We start from the raw sequence: 14756 nt of genomic DNA on the forward strand, positions 1-14756 counted from the left end.
CGTGGAACAGTCAGTCGCGGCGCTGAGCGCGCTCGTGGGCAAGGGTGGGGTGCTCGTGCTCAGCGGGGCGGGCCTGTCGACGGAGTCGGGCATCCCCGACTATCGCGGGCCGAGCGGGCTGCGGCGCGGCAACGCCCAGCCCATGACCTACCAGACGTTCACCCGTGACCCGATCGCGCGGCGGCGGTACTGGGCGCGCAGCCACCTGGGCTGGCGCACCATCGCCCGGGCCGCCCCGAACGCGGGCCACCACGCGGTCGGCCGGCTGCAGGACCTGGGCCTGCTCACGGGCGTCATCACGCAGAACGTCGACGGCCTGCACCAGGCCGGCGGGGCGGCCGGGGTCATCGAGCTGCACGGCGCCCTGGACCGGGTGATCTGCCTGGACTGCGGGCAGCTCTCGGGCCGCGACCTGCTCGACGCCCGGCTGGGCGCGGCCAACGCCGGCTACGCGGCCGAGGCCGGGGCGCTCAACCCCGACGGCGACGTGGAGCTCACCGACGAGCAGGCGGCCGGCTTCGCGGTCGTGGACTGCACGGACTGCGGCGGCATGCTGAAGCCGGACGTGGTCTTCTTCGGCGAGACGGTGCCCGCGCCGCGCGTGCAGGCCTGCTTCGACCTGGTGGAGCGCTCGGCGGCGCTTGTCGTGCTGGGCTCCTCGCTGACCGTGATGTCCGGTCGCCGGTTCGTGGTCCGGGCGGCGAAGCTGGGGCTGCCGGTGGCGATCGTCAACCAGGGCCCGACCCGCGGCGACGGGCTGGCCTCGCTGCTGCTGGACGCCCCCTTGGGTGCCGTGCTCTCGAAGGTGGCGTGGGACCTGCGCAACTGAGCGATGGCCGGGCGTCCGGCTCTTCGCGGCCCCGGGCCCTGGCCGCCTGGTCTCTTGGCGGCCCGGGCTCTGGTCTCTGGGCTCTTCGCGGCTCGGGCTCTGGGTTCTTGGCGGCCCGGGCTCTGGGCTCTATGGCGGCCCGGGCTTTCGTCGCGCGCCGGTGGCCTGGGTTCGTCGGGCGTCGGTGGCCGGGTTTTTGCGGATCGGGCCCGGGGCGGCGCGTTAGGCGATGGAGCGGGCGCTCGACCAGACCGACAGCGCCAGGCGGACCAGCTCGGCGTTGTCGGCCACCGGCTCGCCGTCCGGGCCGGTCAGGGTGTCCTCGAGGCCGATGCGGGTCGGCAGCCCGAGCCGCCCGGCCAGCGCGACCAGGTCCCAGCAGTGCTCGCCCTCGCCGTGCAGGAGCCGCTCGCCGGCCACCCCGAACTCGTCGAGCCGGCGCAGGATCGCCTCGGGGTCGTCGCCGGCCCGCATGATCTCGACGAGCACCCGCGGGACGCCGCCCGCGATCGACAGGGCGTCGGCGTCGCCGAGCGTCCAGACCCCGGCCTCGACGGCGATGTCGAGCTCCTGCAGGGTGGCCGCGAGCTCGGTGAACCCGGGCTCGGACACGTTCACGGAGGCGAAGTCCGGCCGCTGGTACCGCGACAGCCCGGCCCACCCCGCCACCGCCTCCTGGCGTTTCGTGACATCCTTGCCGGTGATCCACAGCCCGGTGCTGACGCCGACGGGTGTGGCCGGGCAGGTCCGCCGCACGGCCGCGACCGCCGCCCCGATGTCCTGCGCCTCCAGCGACTCGCGTGTATCCTCACCGCGGGCATGCAGGTGCACGGCCTCGGCTCCGGCGGCGACGGCTCCCTGGGCGGCCGCGCCGAGCTCGTCAGGCGTGCAGGGCAGGGCCGGGTGGGCGCCGGCGGGCCGGCTGCCGTTGAGCGCCACTTTGAGCCGGGCAATCGGGGACATCACCGTACAACTGTTACCTTCCGGAACGGACTCGGCAAGATCACGCGCGGCTAGATCCACGAACGAGTGGGCCGGTGCGTTGAAACGCACTTTACCGACATATGTCTTGTCGGGCGATAAGTCTGAAAAGTCGCGGCACGGAGTGCCCGACTTTTCGGGGGGTTTGTCGGTGCTGATCTGCCGTTCAGCTCGGTGGTCGGGAAGTCGATGACGGGAGTCCAGAACCGGCCGGGAACTCGGTGGCGGCCGCGATGTCGGGGTAGCGCTGGGGCGCGCCGGCCCGCTCACGGGACACGGCGGCCGGCCGCCGCGTCGCCACCGGCCGGGTCGTCGAGCCGCCCTTCACCGTCGCCTCGATGGGCCGCACCATGCCGTCGGTGAGGACGCGCGAAGGCGTTACCCGGCGATGCGTGCGCCCCACTGGTGAGCAAGCCGATGGTGCGTGCGCGCGGGTGGGCGCGCAGCAGTACGCCGGGGGTGGGCCGGGCCGGTGAGCGGCCTGGATGTGCGAATCCCCGGCCGCGGGGGAGCGGGCCGGGGAGCGCGAAGTGCTTGGGGTGTCTTCAGTGATCGGGGGTTATCTGCGGAGCCGGGGGCTCCGTGTGGGGAGACCGGTAGGTCCAGACGCCGCCCGCCACACCGATGGCGCAGAGCGCCAGCACCGTCCCGAAGACGCTGCCGGCGGCCAGGCCGATGATGACGCCGACGACGGCGGCTATGGCCATGGTCACCGAGATCACCCGGCGAGGCGTGATCCGGCGGGTCAGGGCCCGGTTGAAACCATTGACGAAGCGCGTGTCACTCTGCAACGCGGCTTCGATGTCTGCGAGCCGCTTCTGCTCGCTCTCGCTGAGCATGACGCCCAACCTCCTCCGACGGGCCTGCCCGGTGCGCGACGTGTACCCGCTCCGATCGATCGTCACACACAAAGCGCCGCTATGGGTCCACCAGTTGGCGTCAACTCGAATTCTGCTGGTCAGCGCCGTGACGTTTCGCGGCAAATGTCGGATCGGGCGACCTGCGAAAGATGTCGGCGTATGCCATTCTCGACGGCGAATGGCGCGCTAGCCGCGAGTGAACATCGCGAGACGCGTAGCACGCAGTAACCGTGCCGTGGCATGGGGGAGGATAGGGATCGTGGACCCGAGGCAGTGGCAGCAGCCCGACCCGAACGGTGGCTACCCGCCCCAGCAGCAGCCGCAGTACCCGCCGCAGCAGCCCCAGCAGCCGCCGCAGTATCCGCAGTACCAGCAGCCGCAGCCGCCGGGCTACCCGCAGCAGCCGCCGCCCCAGTACCCGCCGCAGTATCAGCAGCCGCAGCAGTACGAGCAGCCGCAGCAGTACGAGCAGCCGCAGCAGTACGAGCAGCCGCAGTACCAGCAGCCGCAGCAGGGTTCCCAGCCCTACTCGGCGGTGCCGTACGCGTCGCAGCCCTACAGCGCGCCCCCGGCCTACCAGCAGCCGCCCGCCTACCAGCAGCCGCAGCCGGACTATCTGACCCCGGCCCCGCCCGTGGGTGACGGCGGGGGGCGCAGCAGGCGGTTCCTCTGGATGCTCGTCGCCAGCTCGGTGCTGCTCGTGGTCGTCGTGGTCGCCATCGTCGTCGTCGCGCTCAACCGCGGCCCGGACACGCCGGCCAACCCGGCCGCCGCGTCGTCGGCGCAGGCCGGCCCGGTCGACAAGTGCCTGGTCGGCAAGTGGAAGCAGACCTCGTACCAGAAGCTCGTCGACCTCACCGGCACCGACACCGCCAAGCGCGGCAACCTGACGAAGGTCAAGATGAACGGCGGCGGCAAGATCTGGGAGATCAAGGAAGACGGCAGCGCCATCGAGGACGACACCAACACCGTCTACAGCGGCAAGACCGACGACGGGCGGACCGTGACCGCGACCTGGGCCGGGCGCACGGAGTGGAAGGTCAGCACCAAGGACGGCCAGATCTCCTACGCCGGTGGCGAGGCCACCACGACCGTCACGATCAGCGTCGACGGCACCCAGGCCGGCAAGATCGAGCTGGAGCCGAACCTCGACCCGGTGAAGTACACCTGCAACGGCGATATCTGGCGCACGTCCAGCAAGGACAACGACGACGACTTCTCCCGGTACGACCGCCAGAAGTAACCCGCCGGCGCCCCCTGGTTGGCCACCGCCGCAAAGGGGTACACGCCGGGACATGACCCAGTGGTTTACGCAAGTCGGCGAACGGGCGCGGACCCGCCTCAGCACGGTCCGCGAGATTCCGCCGTTCGCCGGCCCGGTCGAGGTGCGGCCGGCGTCCACTGTGGAGGATGGCATCCCCCGCGGCGTCAAGGTCGCGGGGGCCTGGGCCTGGCGGCTGGTGCTGTTCATCCTGACCGCGTACCTGCTGCTGCGCCTCATCTCCGCGCTGCGCCTGGTCGTCATCCCGGTCGTCGTGGCGATTCTGCTGGCCGCACTGCTCGAGCCGGCCGCCGGCGCGCTGCGCAGACGCGGCCTGAACCGGTCACTGGCCGCGGCGATCGTCCTGGTCGGCGGCCTGCTCCTGGTCTTCGGCGGGCTGGGCGTCATCGTGTACACGTTCATCGCCCAGTTCGACAACCTCTCGGGGCGGGTCACCGAGGGCCTCAACGAGATCCAGCGATGGCTGGCCGCCGGCCCGTTCCACATCTCCCAGCAGCAGCTCAACGACGCGATGGACTCGCTGCGCAAGCAGTTCACGTCCAACCGCGGCGCGCTGACCTCCGGCGCGCTGAGCACCGCGACCACGCTCGGCGAGGTGCTCACCGGGTTCTTCGTGGTGCTGTTCACGCTGTTCTTCTTCCTGCGCGACGGCGGGTCGATCTGGACGTTCCTGTGCCGGCTGCTGCCGCATCAGGGCCGCCTCCCCGTCGCGCGGGCCGGGCACTACAGCTGGTACACCCTCGTCTCCTACGTGCGGGCCACGGTCCTGGTGGCGTTCGTCGACGCGGTGGGCATCGGCATCGGCCTGGCCGTCATCCGCGTCCCGCTCGCCCTGCCGCTGGCCGCCCTGGTCTTCCTCGGCGCGTTCATCCCGGTCGTCGGGGCCACGCTGTCGGGCGCCGTGGCGGTGCTCGTCGCGCTCGTCACCAACGGCCCGGTCAGTGCGCTGCTCGTGCTCGGCGTCGTCATCGCGGTACAACAGCTGGAGGGTCATGTCCTGCAGCCGCTCATCATGGGGCGGGCGGTGGCCCTGCACCCGCTCTCGGTCATCCTCGCCATCACCACGGGTGTCGTGGTGGCCGGGATCGTCGGCGGGCTCGTGGCCGTGCCGCTGCTCGCGGTCGGCAACACCGCGATCCGCTACCTCGCCGAGCACCCCGGCGGCGAGCCGACCGACGACCGCGAGCCGCCCGGGACCGAGCCGACCGACGAGGACGAGAAACGCGAGGAGGACGCCGAGGAGCGGGCCGGTGCGGCGGCGCGGGAGGGTAGCGTCGCCAGAGAGATCCACGACACGTGAGGAGCACCAAGCATGCCGCTGTCCGGTGAGTACGAGCCGAGCCCCAGCGACCGGGCCCGCGACCAGGTGGAGCTGTTCGAGCGCACCAACGGTGCCGAGGGCAACACCATGAACGGCCGGCCGGTCATCGTGCTGACGTCCGTCGGCGCCAAGTCAGGCAAGATCCGCAAGACCCCGCTCATGCGGGTCGAGCACGACGGCGAATACGCGGTCGTCGCCTCGCAGGGTGGCGCACCCACCCACCCCGTCTGGTACCACAACCTCGTCGCCAATCCGCACGTCGAGCTCCAGGACGGCCCGGTCCGCAAGGACTACACGGCCCGCGAGGTGCAGGGTGAGGAGCGGCAGCAGTGGTGGGAGCGCGCCAACAAGGCGTGGCCGCACTACGACGAGTACCAGACGAAGACCGACCGCCAGATCCCCGTCTTCGTCCTGACCCCGCAGCCTTCGCAAGCGCCGGCCGCCGACCAGGAACACTGAGTCCGTGGCGAGCGGCCCCGCCGCCGCGCCGCCGACCGGGCCCGGAGGCCGGCCCGAGGTCCTGCTCACGCTGCTGGCCATGCAGCGGCAGAACTGGGAGCAGGGCGTGGCCATCCACGCCCTGCTCGACCTCGGTGAGCTCGACCTCGCCGACCGCCTGTCGCGCGACGCCGCCGTCCACCAGAGCGCCGACGGGCGGCTGGGCACCATCGGCAACGAGCGCGGCGCGGTGAATTCGGCGGCCATATTCCCGGGAGTCGTACGTCTGGGGCTCACCGAGGCCGCGCGCCGCCAACTGGAGTGGATCACCGACCGCGCGCCCCGAGCCGCCGACGGCACCCTCTACCACGTCCTGGACGCCCCGGAGATCTGGGCCGACTCCGTCTACATGGTCGTGCCGACCCTCGCGGCGGCCGGCCGGCTCGACCTGGCCGTCCAGCAGGCCGAGGGCCATCGCCGCCACCTGTGCCGCGACGGGCTCTACGCGGCCGCCGACAACCGCCCCAAGCTCTGGGGGACGGGCAGCGGCTGGGTCGCCGCCGGCCTGGCCCGAGCGGTCCGGCACGCACCCGAGCTGGCACCGCAGCTGTCCGCCCACGCCCGCGAGGTCCTCGACGCCTGCCTGGTGTACCGCCGCAGCGACGGCCTGTTCGGCGACGTCCTCGACGACCCGCAGTCGTTCCGCGAGGCGAACCTGGCCCAGATGCTCGCCTACACCGCATACACGGGCGTCGCCGACGGCTGGCTCCCGGACTCCTACCGCGCCACCGCCGACTCGCTGCGCGCCGCCGTCGCGCCGTACGTGGTGGACGGCCTGGTGACCTCGGTCTGCGGCGCGCCGACGTTCGACCGCCCCGGCACCTCCGCCGAGGCCCAGGCGTTCTACCTGCTGGCCGAGGCCGCCAGCCGGCGCTGAGGCCACCCGCCGACTCGGGCCCGGCCACTCGTCCCGCAGCACCCACCGATCGGTGTGGTCGCGGAGGTGCTCGGGAAGCCGGCGCACACGGCGGCGCGGTCCTGTGCTTCGCTTGTCCCGTGACGGATGACGGGGAACTGCTGCTGGTGGCGCTCGTCGAGCTGGTGGCCGGGGCGGAGCCGGAGTCGGCTCGCTACGAGGACGAGGTGCTGGCCCTGCTGACCCGGCACGGTGGCGCGCTCGAGGCCCGGCTGACCAGCGGCGAGACCGAGGTGCAGACCATCCGCTTCGCGCGGCGGTCCGGGTTGGCGGCGTTCCTGGCCGATCCCGACCGGCAGACGCTGCGGGAGCGCTACGGCCCCGCCGTCCCGGCGACCCGGGTGCTCGAGGTCCGGCCGCGCTGAGCCTCCATCGGTCGGCCGGCGCTCCTCGCCGGCCCGCGGGCGGCGGCCGGCTCGTGTCGGCCGGGTCGGCGCTGTGTGGCGGCGCGGTGGTCCCGCGCGGCGGGCTCTTCGTGGTGAGGGGGCGGTGACTTCGGGTACCAGGGAGGCATGCACGTTCCGACTTGGCTCAAGACGACCGCCGCGGTGACCGTCGCGGCCGGGATCGGGTCGTTGGTGACACGGCCCGGCGACAGGTGGTACCGGCAGTTGGAGAAGCCGCCGTGGCAGCCGCCGCCGAAGGCGTTTCCGCTGGTGTGGACGCCGCTGTACGGGCTCATCGCGTTCGCCGGGGCGCGCGCCCTGGATGCGTCGCGGGGCCGGGCGCGGCGGGAGTTCGCCGTGGCGTATGCGGCAAACCTGGCGCTGAACGCCGGCTGGACGGCCGTCTTCTTCGGGGCGCGCCGGCCCCGCGCCGCGCTGGCCGAGATCGCGCTGCTCAACGCCTCGAACCTCGACCTGCTGCGGCGCGCGTGGCAGGCCGACCGCACGGCCGGTGCCGCCCTCGCGCCCTACGTGGCCTGGACCGGCTTCGCGACAGCGCTGAACGCGTCGATCGCCCGCCGCAACTGAGCGGTGCCGTCCGGCCGGGCGGTGCCGACCGGTCCGGGCGCTCGCTCGCCGGTGGTGTCGGGAGCCGGAGGTCAGCGGTTGCGCTGGCGCCAGGTGGAGAGGCCGGCCTCGATGCGGTTCTGGTTGCGGGTGCTGCCGAGGCCGCGCTTGGCCCGGCCGTAGAGCCACATGCCGCCGCCGACCACGAGCGCGCCGAGGATCAGGTAGCCCAGAACGCTGAACAGGGCGTGGAACACCCATGAGGCGATCGCGCCGACCACGAAGAGGCCCACGACGACCGCGATGGCACCAACCAGGAAACGACCCATGCATCAAGCATGCCCCGGCCGTGCCACCCCGTCATCAGGGTCTACCCCGAATCATGCGGCAAGGGTCGCGTAGGCCCCGGCGCCGGCGACCAGACTGTCGTGGGTGCCGCGCTCGATGATCCGGCCGTGGTCGACGACGGCGATCTGGTCGGCGGCGCGGACCGTCGAGAGCCGGTGCGCGATGGTGATCGTGGTGCGGCCCTCGGCCAGATCGTCGAAGGCGCGCTGCACGGCCCGCTCGGTCTCGTTGTCAAGCGCGCTGGTCGCCTCGTCGAGCACCAGGATCCGCGGGTCGCGCAGGAGCGTCCGGGCGATGGCGATGCGCTGCTGCTCGCCGCCGGAGAAGCGGTAGCCCCGCGAGCCCACCACCGTGTCGTAGCCCTCGGGCAGTGACGCGATGAGGTCGTGGATGCGGGCCGCCGCGGCCGCCGCCTCGATCTCGGCGTCGGTCGCGTCGGGCTTGGCGTAGCGGAGGTTCTCCCGGACCGTGGTGTGCAGCAGGTACGTCTCCTGGCTCACCACCCCGACGACCGACGCGAGATCGGCCAGCCGCAGGTCGCGCAGGTCCACGCCGTCGATGGTGATGCGGCCGGAGCCCGGGTCGTACAGGCGGGCGATGAGCGCGGCGATCGTGCTCTTGCCCGAGCCGGTCTCGCCGACGAGCGCGAGCGACGTCCCGGCCGGCACGTCGAGGGAGACCCCGGCGACCGCCGCCGTCTCGCTGCCCGGGTAGGCGAACGTGACGTCCTCGAACCGCAGGTGCCCGCGAACGGCGGGCAGCGGCTTCGGGTACGCGGGCTCGGCGACCTCGACGGGCAGGTCGAGGTACTCGAAGATCCGCGCGAACAGCGCCAGCGAGCTGGTCAGCTGCACGCCGACCCCGAGCAGGCCCATGAGCGGCCGGAACAGCCCGGCCTGCAGCCCGGTGAAGGCGACGAGGGTGCCGATGCTCAGCGAGCCGGCCGTCATCGGCAGCCCGGCGCTGAGGTAGATGATCGCGGGGATGGCCGCGAAGATGATGCTCATCGAGGCCATCCGCCAGCGCCCGGCCAGCTCGGAGCGCAGCTCCAGGTCGATCAGGCGCTCGGAGGACTCGGTGAAGCGGCGGATCACGGCGCCGCCCGCGCCCATCGTCTTGGACAGGCGCACGCCGCTGACGGAGAGCCCCTCCTCGATCGTCACGTTGAGGTCGGCCAGCTCGCGCTGGCGCTGTGCGGTGATCTCGCGGCGCATGCTCGCGACCTTGCGGGTCAGGTAGATCGCGGGCGGCAGCACGACGAGCGAGACGAGCGACAGCCGCCACGACAGCGCGGCCATGGCCACGGCGGTGGCGACAGCGGTGGTCAGGTTCGAGGCGATGGACGTGGCGGTGTTGGTGACAACCGCCTCCATCCCGCCGATGTCGTTGGTGATGCGGGACTGCACCTCACCGGTGCGGGTCCGGGTGAAGAAGCCGACCGACTGGCGCTGGAGGTGCGTGAACACGTCGACGCGCAGGCGGTGCATGACCAGCTGGCCGACCTTCGTCGACTGCCACGTCTGCACCACCCCGAGCGCGGCGGTCACGGCGGCCACGGCGACCATGCCGAGGACGAGCCAGACCAGGAGGCGCACGTCACGCTCGGGCAGCGCCCGGTCGATGACCTCGCGAAGCAGGAACGGTGACGCCATCGCGAGGATCGACGACACCACGATGATGAGCACGACGCCGGCCAGCCGGCCGCGGTGCTGGGTGAAGAGCCGCCCGATGCGGGCCAGCGAGACGTGCTTGGCCTGCTCCTTCTCGGCGGCGGAGAGCTTACGGGACCCGCGGGCGCGGGTGGGGGGATTGGGCTCCAACGGGAGCTCCTCTCTGTCGGAATATGCTGAGGGTACCTCACTATGAGGCAACAACACCATCCCCTGCTATCTTGTTCCCGTGGAGGAGGAGAGCCTCTCCGAGCTGTTCTGGGCGGTCGCCCGCCGACTGCGGCACATGTCCCACGAGACGCTGCAGCCGCTCGGGGTCACGCCCGGCCAGGTGCGCGCCCTCAAAGTGCTGGCCCGGCACGGGGTCATGCGCCTGAGCGAGCTGTCCGAGCACCTGCGCATCGCGCCCCGCTCGACCACTGAGGTGGTCGACGGCCTGCAGGAGCGCGGCCTGGTCGAGCGCTCGCCGGACCCGGCCGACCGCCGCGCGACCCTCGTCGCGCTCACCCCCGCCGGCACCGCCATGTCCGAGAACATCCGGGCCGAGCGCGGCGCCCAGGGCGAGCGCCTGTTCGCGTCCCTGCCCGAGCGCGACCAGGCCGAACTGGCCCGCATCCTGGCTGCCCTGCGGGTGCCCGAATCCGAGTGAAAGGGTGCCCGGTCGGGTCGAACCGCCCGGATCGCCGGTAGCTTCCATCGAGATAGCGGAGTATCTCGATGGGGAGGAACCGCATGATCCGATTTGGACGGATGCTGCTCGCCGCGGCGCTGACGGTCGGGATGGCCGCAAGTGTCGCGGTGGCAGCGCCCGCGTCGGCCGCCAGCAGAGCGGCGGCGAACGCGACGGACACCGATATCCGTGACCGCCTCGAAGCCGTGCCCGGCATCACCGTGCTCGAGGAGCAGCCGGTCGTCGCGCCGTACCGCTTCTTCATCCTCAGCATCACCCAGCCGGTCGACCACACCAACCCGCGCGCGGGCACCTTCGAGCAGCGCTTCACGCTGCTGCACCGGGGGACGGACCGGCCGACGGTCCTGCACACGACCGGCTACAACGTGCCGGAGTACGCGTTCCGCTCCGAGCCCACCCGGCTCATCGACGGCAACCAGATCTCGGTGGAGCAGCGCTTCTTCACCCCGTCGCGGCCGGTGGACCCGAAGTGGGAGCAGCAGCTGACCATCTGGCAGGCCGCGACCGACCACCACCGCATCGTGGCCGCGCTCAAGCCGATCTACTCGCAGAAGTGGATCTCCACGGGGGCCAGCAAGGGCGGCATGACCTCGATCTACCACCGCCGCTTCTACCCGAAGGACGTCGACGGCACGGTGGCCTACGTGGCGCCGCAGGACGTGGTGAACGAGGAGGACTCGGCGTACGACAGATTCTTCACCAAGGTCGGCACCGCGGCCTGCCGGGCCGCGCTCGACGCGGTGCAGATCGAGGCACTGCAGCGCCGCGGCGAGCTTGTCGCCCGCTACCAGGCGTGGGCCACCGAGAACCAGCGCACGTTCGGGATCGTCGGAAGCGCCGACCGGGCCTTCGAGTTCATGGTCAACGGCACGACATGGGCTTTCTGGCAGTACTCCCTGGAGTCCGACTGCGCCGACGTGCCCGCGCGGACCGCGTCGAGCGACGACATCTGGAACTGGCTCGACCTGATCTACGGACTCGACTCGAACACCGACCAGGGCATCCAGGGCTTCATCCCCTACTACTTCCAGGCGTCCTACCAGCTCGGATACCCGGACGTGAGCCTGCCCCACCTCAAGGGCCTGCAGCACTACCGCGGCCAGGACCGCGCCCAGTCCTATATCCCGCGCGAGCTGGTGCCGCACTTCCAGCCGCTCGCGATGCTCGACATCGACATCTGGGTCAAGTTCGCGGGCAGCCAGCTGCTGTTCGTCTACGGCGGCAACGACCCCTGGGGCGCCGAGCCGTTCCGCCTGGGGCCGTTCACCCGTGACTCCCAGTGGTACGTGGCGGCGGGCGCCAACCACGGTGCCAACATCGCCGCGCTCAAGCCCGACGAGACCGCGAGGGCCACGGCCGCCGTGCAGCGCTGGGCCGGTGTGACGGCCCCGGCGGCGAGCTCGTTCGGCGCGTCCGGGGCGCCGGGCTACATCGCCGGCCTCGACGACCACAACCTGGCCCTCGACCGCAGGTTCAACCGCTGATATCCCGGGTACGGTGGGTCCGTTCGGGGGCCCACCGTACTCAACTCGGGCGCGGACCTGCCGATCGGTCAGGCATGGTGCGCAACCTCCCGATCGCCGCGAAGCTCACCTCGACCGTCGCGGTCGTCTGTCTCCTGCTGATCGGCGTCGGCCTGCTCGGCATCCGGCAGCTCGGCGACGCGCAGGACCGGCTGCACCTGATGTACTCCGACAACCTGCAGGACATCGGCGACCTCGACGACGTGGCCCTGGACTTCCGGATCGTCCAGGCCGAACTCATGAACATCGCCCTGGCCACGACCGACACCGACCAGAGCGCCGCCAAGCAGCACCTCCAGGACGCGAACACGGGCCTGGACAAGGCGTGGAGCGAGTTCGTCGCGCTGCCCGCAGCCGGCGCGGACAGCGACCGCAAGGGTTTCGAGCAGGCGTTGGCGAGCTACCGCACGGTACTGCAGCGGGACCTCATGCCGTTGGCCACGGCGCCCGACACCGACGGCACGCTGCTGTTCGAGGTGATCCGGACCAAGGCGACCCCCCAGGTCACCGCCGCCCAGGGTGCCCTGGACCGCCTCACGGCCGCCGTGGACACGAAGGCCCAGGACTCATTGACCGCGTCGCAGCGGGCCTACGGCCAGTCCCGCCTGCTCATCATCGGCATGATCGTGGCCGCCGTCGTGCTGGCCGCGATCCTGGTGACTGTCACCAGCCGCATGATCGCCCGTCCGCTCCGCGACACCGTCCGGGTCCTGGAGTCGGTGGCCGACGGCGACCTCAGCGGCCGCCTGGGGGTGTCCGGCCAGGACGAGGTGGGCCGCATGGGCGCCGCGCTGAACCGCGGTCTGGAGCGCCTGAGCGACTCGCTGCGCGACGTGGACGGCAACGTGAGCCGCGTCACCACCGCCGCCGCCCACCTCACCAGGTCGGCCGGCGCCATGACCGGCAGCGCCGCCCGCTCCTCCGACGAGGTCCGCCTGGCCTCGCAGGCGACCGACGGCATCACCCAGGACATCGGCACGGTGGCCGCGGGCTCCGAGGAGATCGGCGCCTCGATCCAGGAGATCGCCCGCAGCACCTCCGCCGCCGCCCAGACCGCCGATCGAGCGGTTCGCGACGCGGCCGAGGCGGCGGCGGTCCTCGCCAGCCTCGGCCAGTCCTCACGAGAGATCGAGACAGTGGTCAAGCTGATCACGTCAATTGCCGAGCAGACGAACCTGCTGGCCCTGAACGCCACCATCGAGGCCGCGCGGGCGGGCGACGCGGGCAAGGGCTTCGCCGTGGTGGCCACCGAGGTGAAGGACCTGGCCCAGGAGACCGCCAGGGCGACCGAGGACATCGCCCAGCGGGTGGCCGCCATCCAGCGCGACTCGACCGCCGCCGTCACCGCCATCGAACAGATCAGCACCGTCATCGCCACCATCAGCGACGCCCAGGCCAGCATCGCCGCCGCCGTGGAGCAGCAGTCCGCGACGACGGCCGAGATGACCAGAACGGTGAGTCAGGTGGCCGGGCGAGCAGCCCAGATCAGCACCAACGTCACGGGGGTGGCCACCGCCGCCGACGAGACGACGTCAATCGCCAAGGACACGGCGAGCACTGCCGAAGACCTCGACACCGTGGCCGCCGACCTCCGCCGGACGGTCGCCGTGTTCCGCTACTGATCCAGGTCGGCCAGGCGGTCGGCGGGCAGGACGGCATACTGGCGCAGCGACAGATCGCGGAAGGTGACAGGGCCGCGGGGGCCGGGGACGCGGTCGATGTTGATGCCGGTCTCCGGGACGTTCAGGAGCTTGAAGCCGTCGAGCAGCCGGGTCGTGGCGTTCCAGAAGGCGCCCGTCCCCGCGTATGCCCCCAGGAACTCCCGGGCCGCCCCCGCGTCCTCCGTCACGATGCCCGCGGCCAGCCCCGACGTCTCCTCGTTGGCCAGCCGGGCGGCGTCCAGGGGGCCGTCGACCGGGGCCAGGGTGATGGTGGCCTCGCGGTCGGAGTCCAGGGCCCACTCGTAGCCGAGCGGGTGGGCGTGCGGCGGCGGGGAAACCGTGATCGCCGGGCCCACGGCCTCGGTCACGCGGGGGAGCAGTGCGTCGTACCGGGACCGGTGGATGAGCAGCAGGTTGAGGCGGTTGCAGACGCCCAGGCGGTCAAGGCCGGCGGTGATCAGGGCGAACGCCTTGTCCAGGTCCGCGGCGGCGTCGATGTAGAGGACGCCGCCGCCGTCGGCGTGGGCGAGGGTGCGGACGCCCTGGAGGGCGGCCTTCTCGGCCAGCTGCCGGGTGCTCTCGCCGCTGCCGCGGAGGATGACCAGGGGGATCAGGCCCGGCTGGGCGACGAGCGCGTCCGCGGTCTCGCGGCCGCGGGCGCGGATGAGCTGGACGGCGGCCGGGTCGAGGCCCGCCTCGGCCAGGGACGGGGCGACGACCTCGTCCATCAGGGCGATCGCCGAGGCCAGGGCGGCCGAGCCGGTGCGCAGGACGCCGCCGTTCTGGCTCTTGATGAGCTGGGAGGCGACGTCGACGGTGACGTTGGGGCGGGCCTCGTAGTTGGCGCCGATGACGCCGACCGGGCGGCGCCACTCCTGCAGGATCAGGCCGTTGCCGAGCTCACGGACGGTGCGGCGGGCCGGCTCCGGCTCGACGTCGGCCAGGATCGTGAGCTGCTCGGCCATGCCGGCCAGGCGGGCGGCGTCGAGGCGGAGCCGGTCGAGCAGGCCGCCGCTCATGCCGTCGGCCTCGGCCCGGGCGACGTCGGCGCGGTTGGCCTCCAGGATCGCGTCGGGGCCGGTGGCGAGGCGGCGGGCCATGCCGCGCAGGGCCTCGTCGATCGTCTTGGCCGGCGCCGCGGCGAGCGAGCCGGCGGCGGCCCGGGCGGACCGGGCGGCCGCAGCCACAACCTCGTTGACGTCCTGGTCCACGGCGGCCTCCAA

At 72.2% G+C, this 14756-nt stretch carries 16 protein-coding genes; 10 read left to right on the forward strand and 6 right to left on the reverse strand.

The window, feature by feature from the left end; genetic code table 11:
• Position 1: 1 nt before the first annotated feature.
• A complete protein-coding gene (locus Dvina_RS12175; protein WP_223102548.1) occupies positions 2 to 829 on the forward strand; it encodes a Sir2 family NAD-dependent protein deacetylase in 828 nt (275 codons plus the stop codon).
• Positions 830 to 1051: 222 nt separating this feature from the next.
• Here the strand turns inward: Dvina_RS12175 and Dvina_RS12180 are convergent, their stop codons facing one another.
• The 3 genes from Dvina_RS12180 to Dvina_RS12190 all read right to left on the reverse strand — a co-directional run bounded on the left by Dvina_RS12180 (position 1052) and on the right by Dvina_RS12190 (position 2649).
• On the reverse strand, positions 1052 to 1792 hold the full coding sequence (locus tag Dvina_RS12180; protein ID WP_223105487.1) for a 3-keto-5-aminohexanoate cleavage protein: 741 nt from the start codon (positions 1790 to 1792) through the stop codon (positions 1052 to 1054).
• 184 nt (positions 1793 to 1976) lie between these two features.
• On the reverse strand, positions 1977 to 2162 hold the full coding sequence (locus tag Dvina_RS12185) for a hypothetical protein (protein ID WP_223102549.1): 186 nt from the start codon (positions 2160 to 2162) through the stop codon (positions 1977 to 1979).
• Between the two features lie 193 nt (positions 2163 to 2355).
• Positions 2356 to 2649, reverse strand: coding sequence for a DUF3040 domain-containing protein (locus Dvina_RS12190; RefSeq protein ID WP_223102550.1), 294 nt, complete (start codon positions 2647 to 2649; stop codon positions 2356 to 2358).
• A 280-nt stretch (positions 2650 to 2929) separates the two neighbouring features.
• Here Dvina_RS12190 and Dvina_RS55150 point away from each other — a divergent pair, with 280 nt between their 5' ends.
• The 6 genes from Dvina_RS55150 to Dvina_RS12220 all read left to right on the forward strand — a co-directional run bounded on the left by Dvina_RS55150 (position 2930) and on the right by Dvina_RS12220 (position 7661).
• The gene (locus tag Dvina_RS55150; RefSeq protein WP_281428382.1) at positions 2930 to 3913 is read left to right on the forward strand and encodes a hypothetical protein; all 984 of its coding nucleotides are present in this window, start codon (positions 2930 to 2932) and stop codon (positions 3911 to 3913) included.
• A gap of 52 nt (positions 3914 to 3965) precedes the next feature.
• Positions 3966 to 5252, forward strand: coding sequence for an AI-2E family transporter (locus Dvina_RS12200; RefSeq protein WP_223102551.1), 1287 nt, complete (start codon positions 3966 to 3968; stop codon positions 5250 to 5252).
• A gap of 12 nt (positions 5253 to 5264) precedes the next feature.
• Positions 5265 to 5732: a nitroreductase family deazaflavin-dependent oxidoreductase gene (locus tag Dvina_RS12205; RefSeq protein ID WP_223102552.1), complete on the forward strand. Its 468-nt coding sequence runs from the start codon at positions 5265 to 5267 to the stop codon at positions 5730 to 5732.
• A 4-nt stretch (positions 5733 to 5736) separates the two neighbouring features.
• Positions 5737 to 6648, forward strand: coding sequence for a glycoside hydrolase family 88 protein (locus Dvina_RS12210; protein ID WP_246656175.1), 912 nt, complete (start codon positions 5737 to 5739; stop codon positions 6646 to 6648).
• 119 nt (positions 6649 to 6767) lie between these two features.
• A complete protein-coding gene (locus Dvina_RS12215) occupies positions 6768 to 7052 on the forward strand; it encodes a hypothetical protein (protein WP_223102553.1) in 285 nt (94 codons plus the stop codon).
• Between the two features lie 147 nt (positions 7053 to 7199).
• Positions 7200 to 7661 (forward strand): TspO/MBR family protein, encoded by a 462-nt coding sequence (locus tag Dvina_RS12220; protein ID WP_223102554.1) that lies wholly within the window; start codon positions 7200 to 7202, stop codon positions 7659 to 7661.
• 71 nt (positions 7662 to 7732) lie between these two features.
• Here Dvina_RS12220 and Dvina_RS12225 read toward each other — a convergent pair whose 3' ends face one another.
• Positions 7733 to 7969 carry a hypothetical protein gene (locus Dvina_RS12225; protein WP_223102555.1) on the reverse strand — a complete coding sequence of 79 codons (237 nt, stop codon included), beginning with the start codon at positions 7967 to 7969 and terminating at the stop codon, positions 7733 to 7735.
• A gap of 51 nt (positions 7970 to 8020) precedes the next feature.
• Positions 8021 to 9808 carry an ABC transporter ATP-binding protein gene (locus Dvina_RS12230; RefSeq protein WP_281428383.1) on the reverse strand — a complete coding sequence of 596 codons (1788 nt, stop codon included), beginning with the start codon at positions 9806 to 9808 and terminating at the stop codon, positions 8021 to 8023.
• Positions 9809 to 9887: 79 nt separating this feature from the next.
• Here Dvina_RS12230 and Dvina_RS12235 point away from each other — a divergent pair, with 79 nt between their 5' ends.
• From Dvina_RS12235 to Dvina_RS12245, 3 genes are all read left to right on the forward strand, one after another.
• Complete coding sequence (locus tag Dvina_RS12235) at positions 9888 to 10307, forward strand: MarR family winged helix-turn-helix transcriptional regulator (protein ID WP_246656176.1); 420 nt, start codon at positions 9888 to 9890, stop codon at positions 10305 to 10307.
• Positions 10308 to 10390: 83 nt separating this feature from the next.
• Positions 10391 to 11833, forward strand: coding sequence for a S28 family serine protease (locus Dvina_RS12240; protein WP_246656177.1), 1443 nt, complete (start codon positions 10391 to 10393; stop codon positions 11831 to 11833).
• A gap of 74 nt (positions 11834 to 11907) precedes the next feature.
• Positions 11908 to 13494 (forward strand): methyl-accepting chemotaxis protein, encoded by a 1587-nt coding sequence (locus tag Dvina_RS12245; RefSeq protein WP_223102557.1) that lies wholly within the window; start codon positions 11908 to 11910, stop codon positions 13492 to 13494.
• Here the strand turns inward: Dvina_RS12245 and Dvina_RS12250 are convergent.
• The gene (locus tag Dvina_RS12250) at positions 13488 to 14744 is read right to left on the reverse strand and encodes an aldehyde dehydrogenase family protein (RefSeq protein WP_223102558.1); all 1257 of its coding nucleotides are present in this window, start codon (positions 14742 to 14744) and stop codon (positions 13488 to 13490) included. The two genes, Dvina_RS12245 and Dvina_RS12250, sit on opposite strands and share 7 nt — an antisense overlap.
• Positions 14745 to 14756: the final 12 nt, after the last annotated feature.

The organism is Dactylosporangium vinaceum, from assembly GCF_019904175.1.
Classification (GTDB): Bacteria; Actinomycetota; Actinomycetes; order Mycobacteriales; family Micromonosporaceae; genus Dactylosporangium; species Dactylosporangium vinaceum.

Excerpts from the sequence above, each read along its gene's own strand:
- Dvina_RS12190 (WP_223102550.1), bottom strand. The coding sequence starts at position 2,649 with ATGCTCAGCGAGAGCGAGCAGAAGCGGCTCGCAGACATCGAAGCCGCG.
- Dvina_RS12225 (WP_223102555.1), bottom strand. The coding sequence starts at position 7,969 with ATGGGTCGTTTCCTGGTTGGTGCCATCGCGGTCGTCGTGGGCCTCTTC.
- Dvina_RS12180 (WP_223105487.1), bottom strand. The coding sequence starts at position 1,792 with ATGTCCCCGATTGCCCGGCTCAAAGTGGCGCTCAACGGCAGCCGGCCC.
- Dvina_RS12200 (WP_223102551.1), top strand. The coding sequence starts at position 3,966 with ATGACCCAGTGGTTTACGCAAGTCGGCGAACGGGCGCGGACCCGCCTC.
- Dvina_RS12185 (WP_223102549.1), bottom strand. The coding sequence starts at position 2,162 with ATGGTGCGGCCCATCGAGGCGACGGTGAAGGGCGGCTCGACGACCCGG.
- Dvina_RS12240 (WP_246656177.1), top strand. The coding sequence starts at position 10,391 with ATGATCCGATTTGGACGGATGCTGCTCGCCGCGGCGCTGACGGTCGGG.
- Dvina_RS12205 (WP_223102552.1), top strand. The coding sequence starts at position 5,265 with ATGCCGCTGTCCGGTGAGTACGAGCCGAGCCCCAGCGACCGGGCCCGC.
- Dvina_RS12220 (WP_223102554.1), top strand. The coding sequence starts at position 7,200 with ATGCACGTTCCGACTTGGCTCAAGACGACCGCCGCGGTGACCGTCGCG.
- Dvina_RS12245 (WP_223102557.1), top strand. The coding sequence starts at position 11,908 with ATGGTGCGCAACCTCCCGATCGCCGCGAAGCTCACCTCGACCGTCGCG.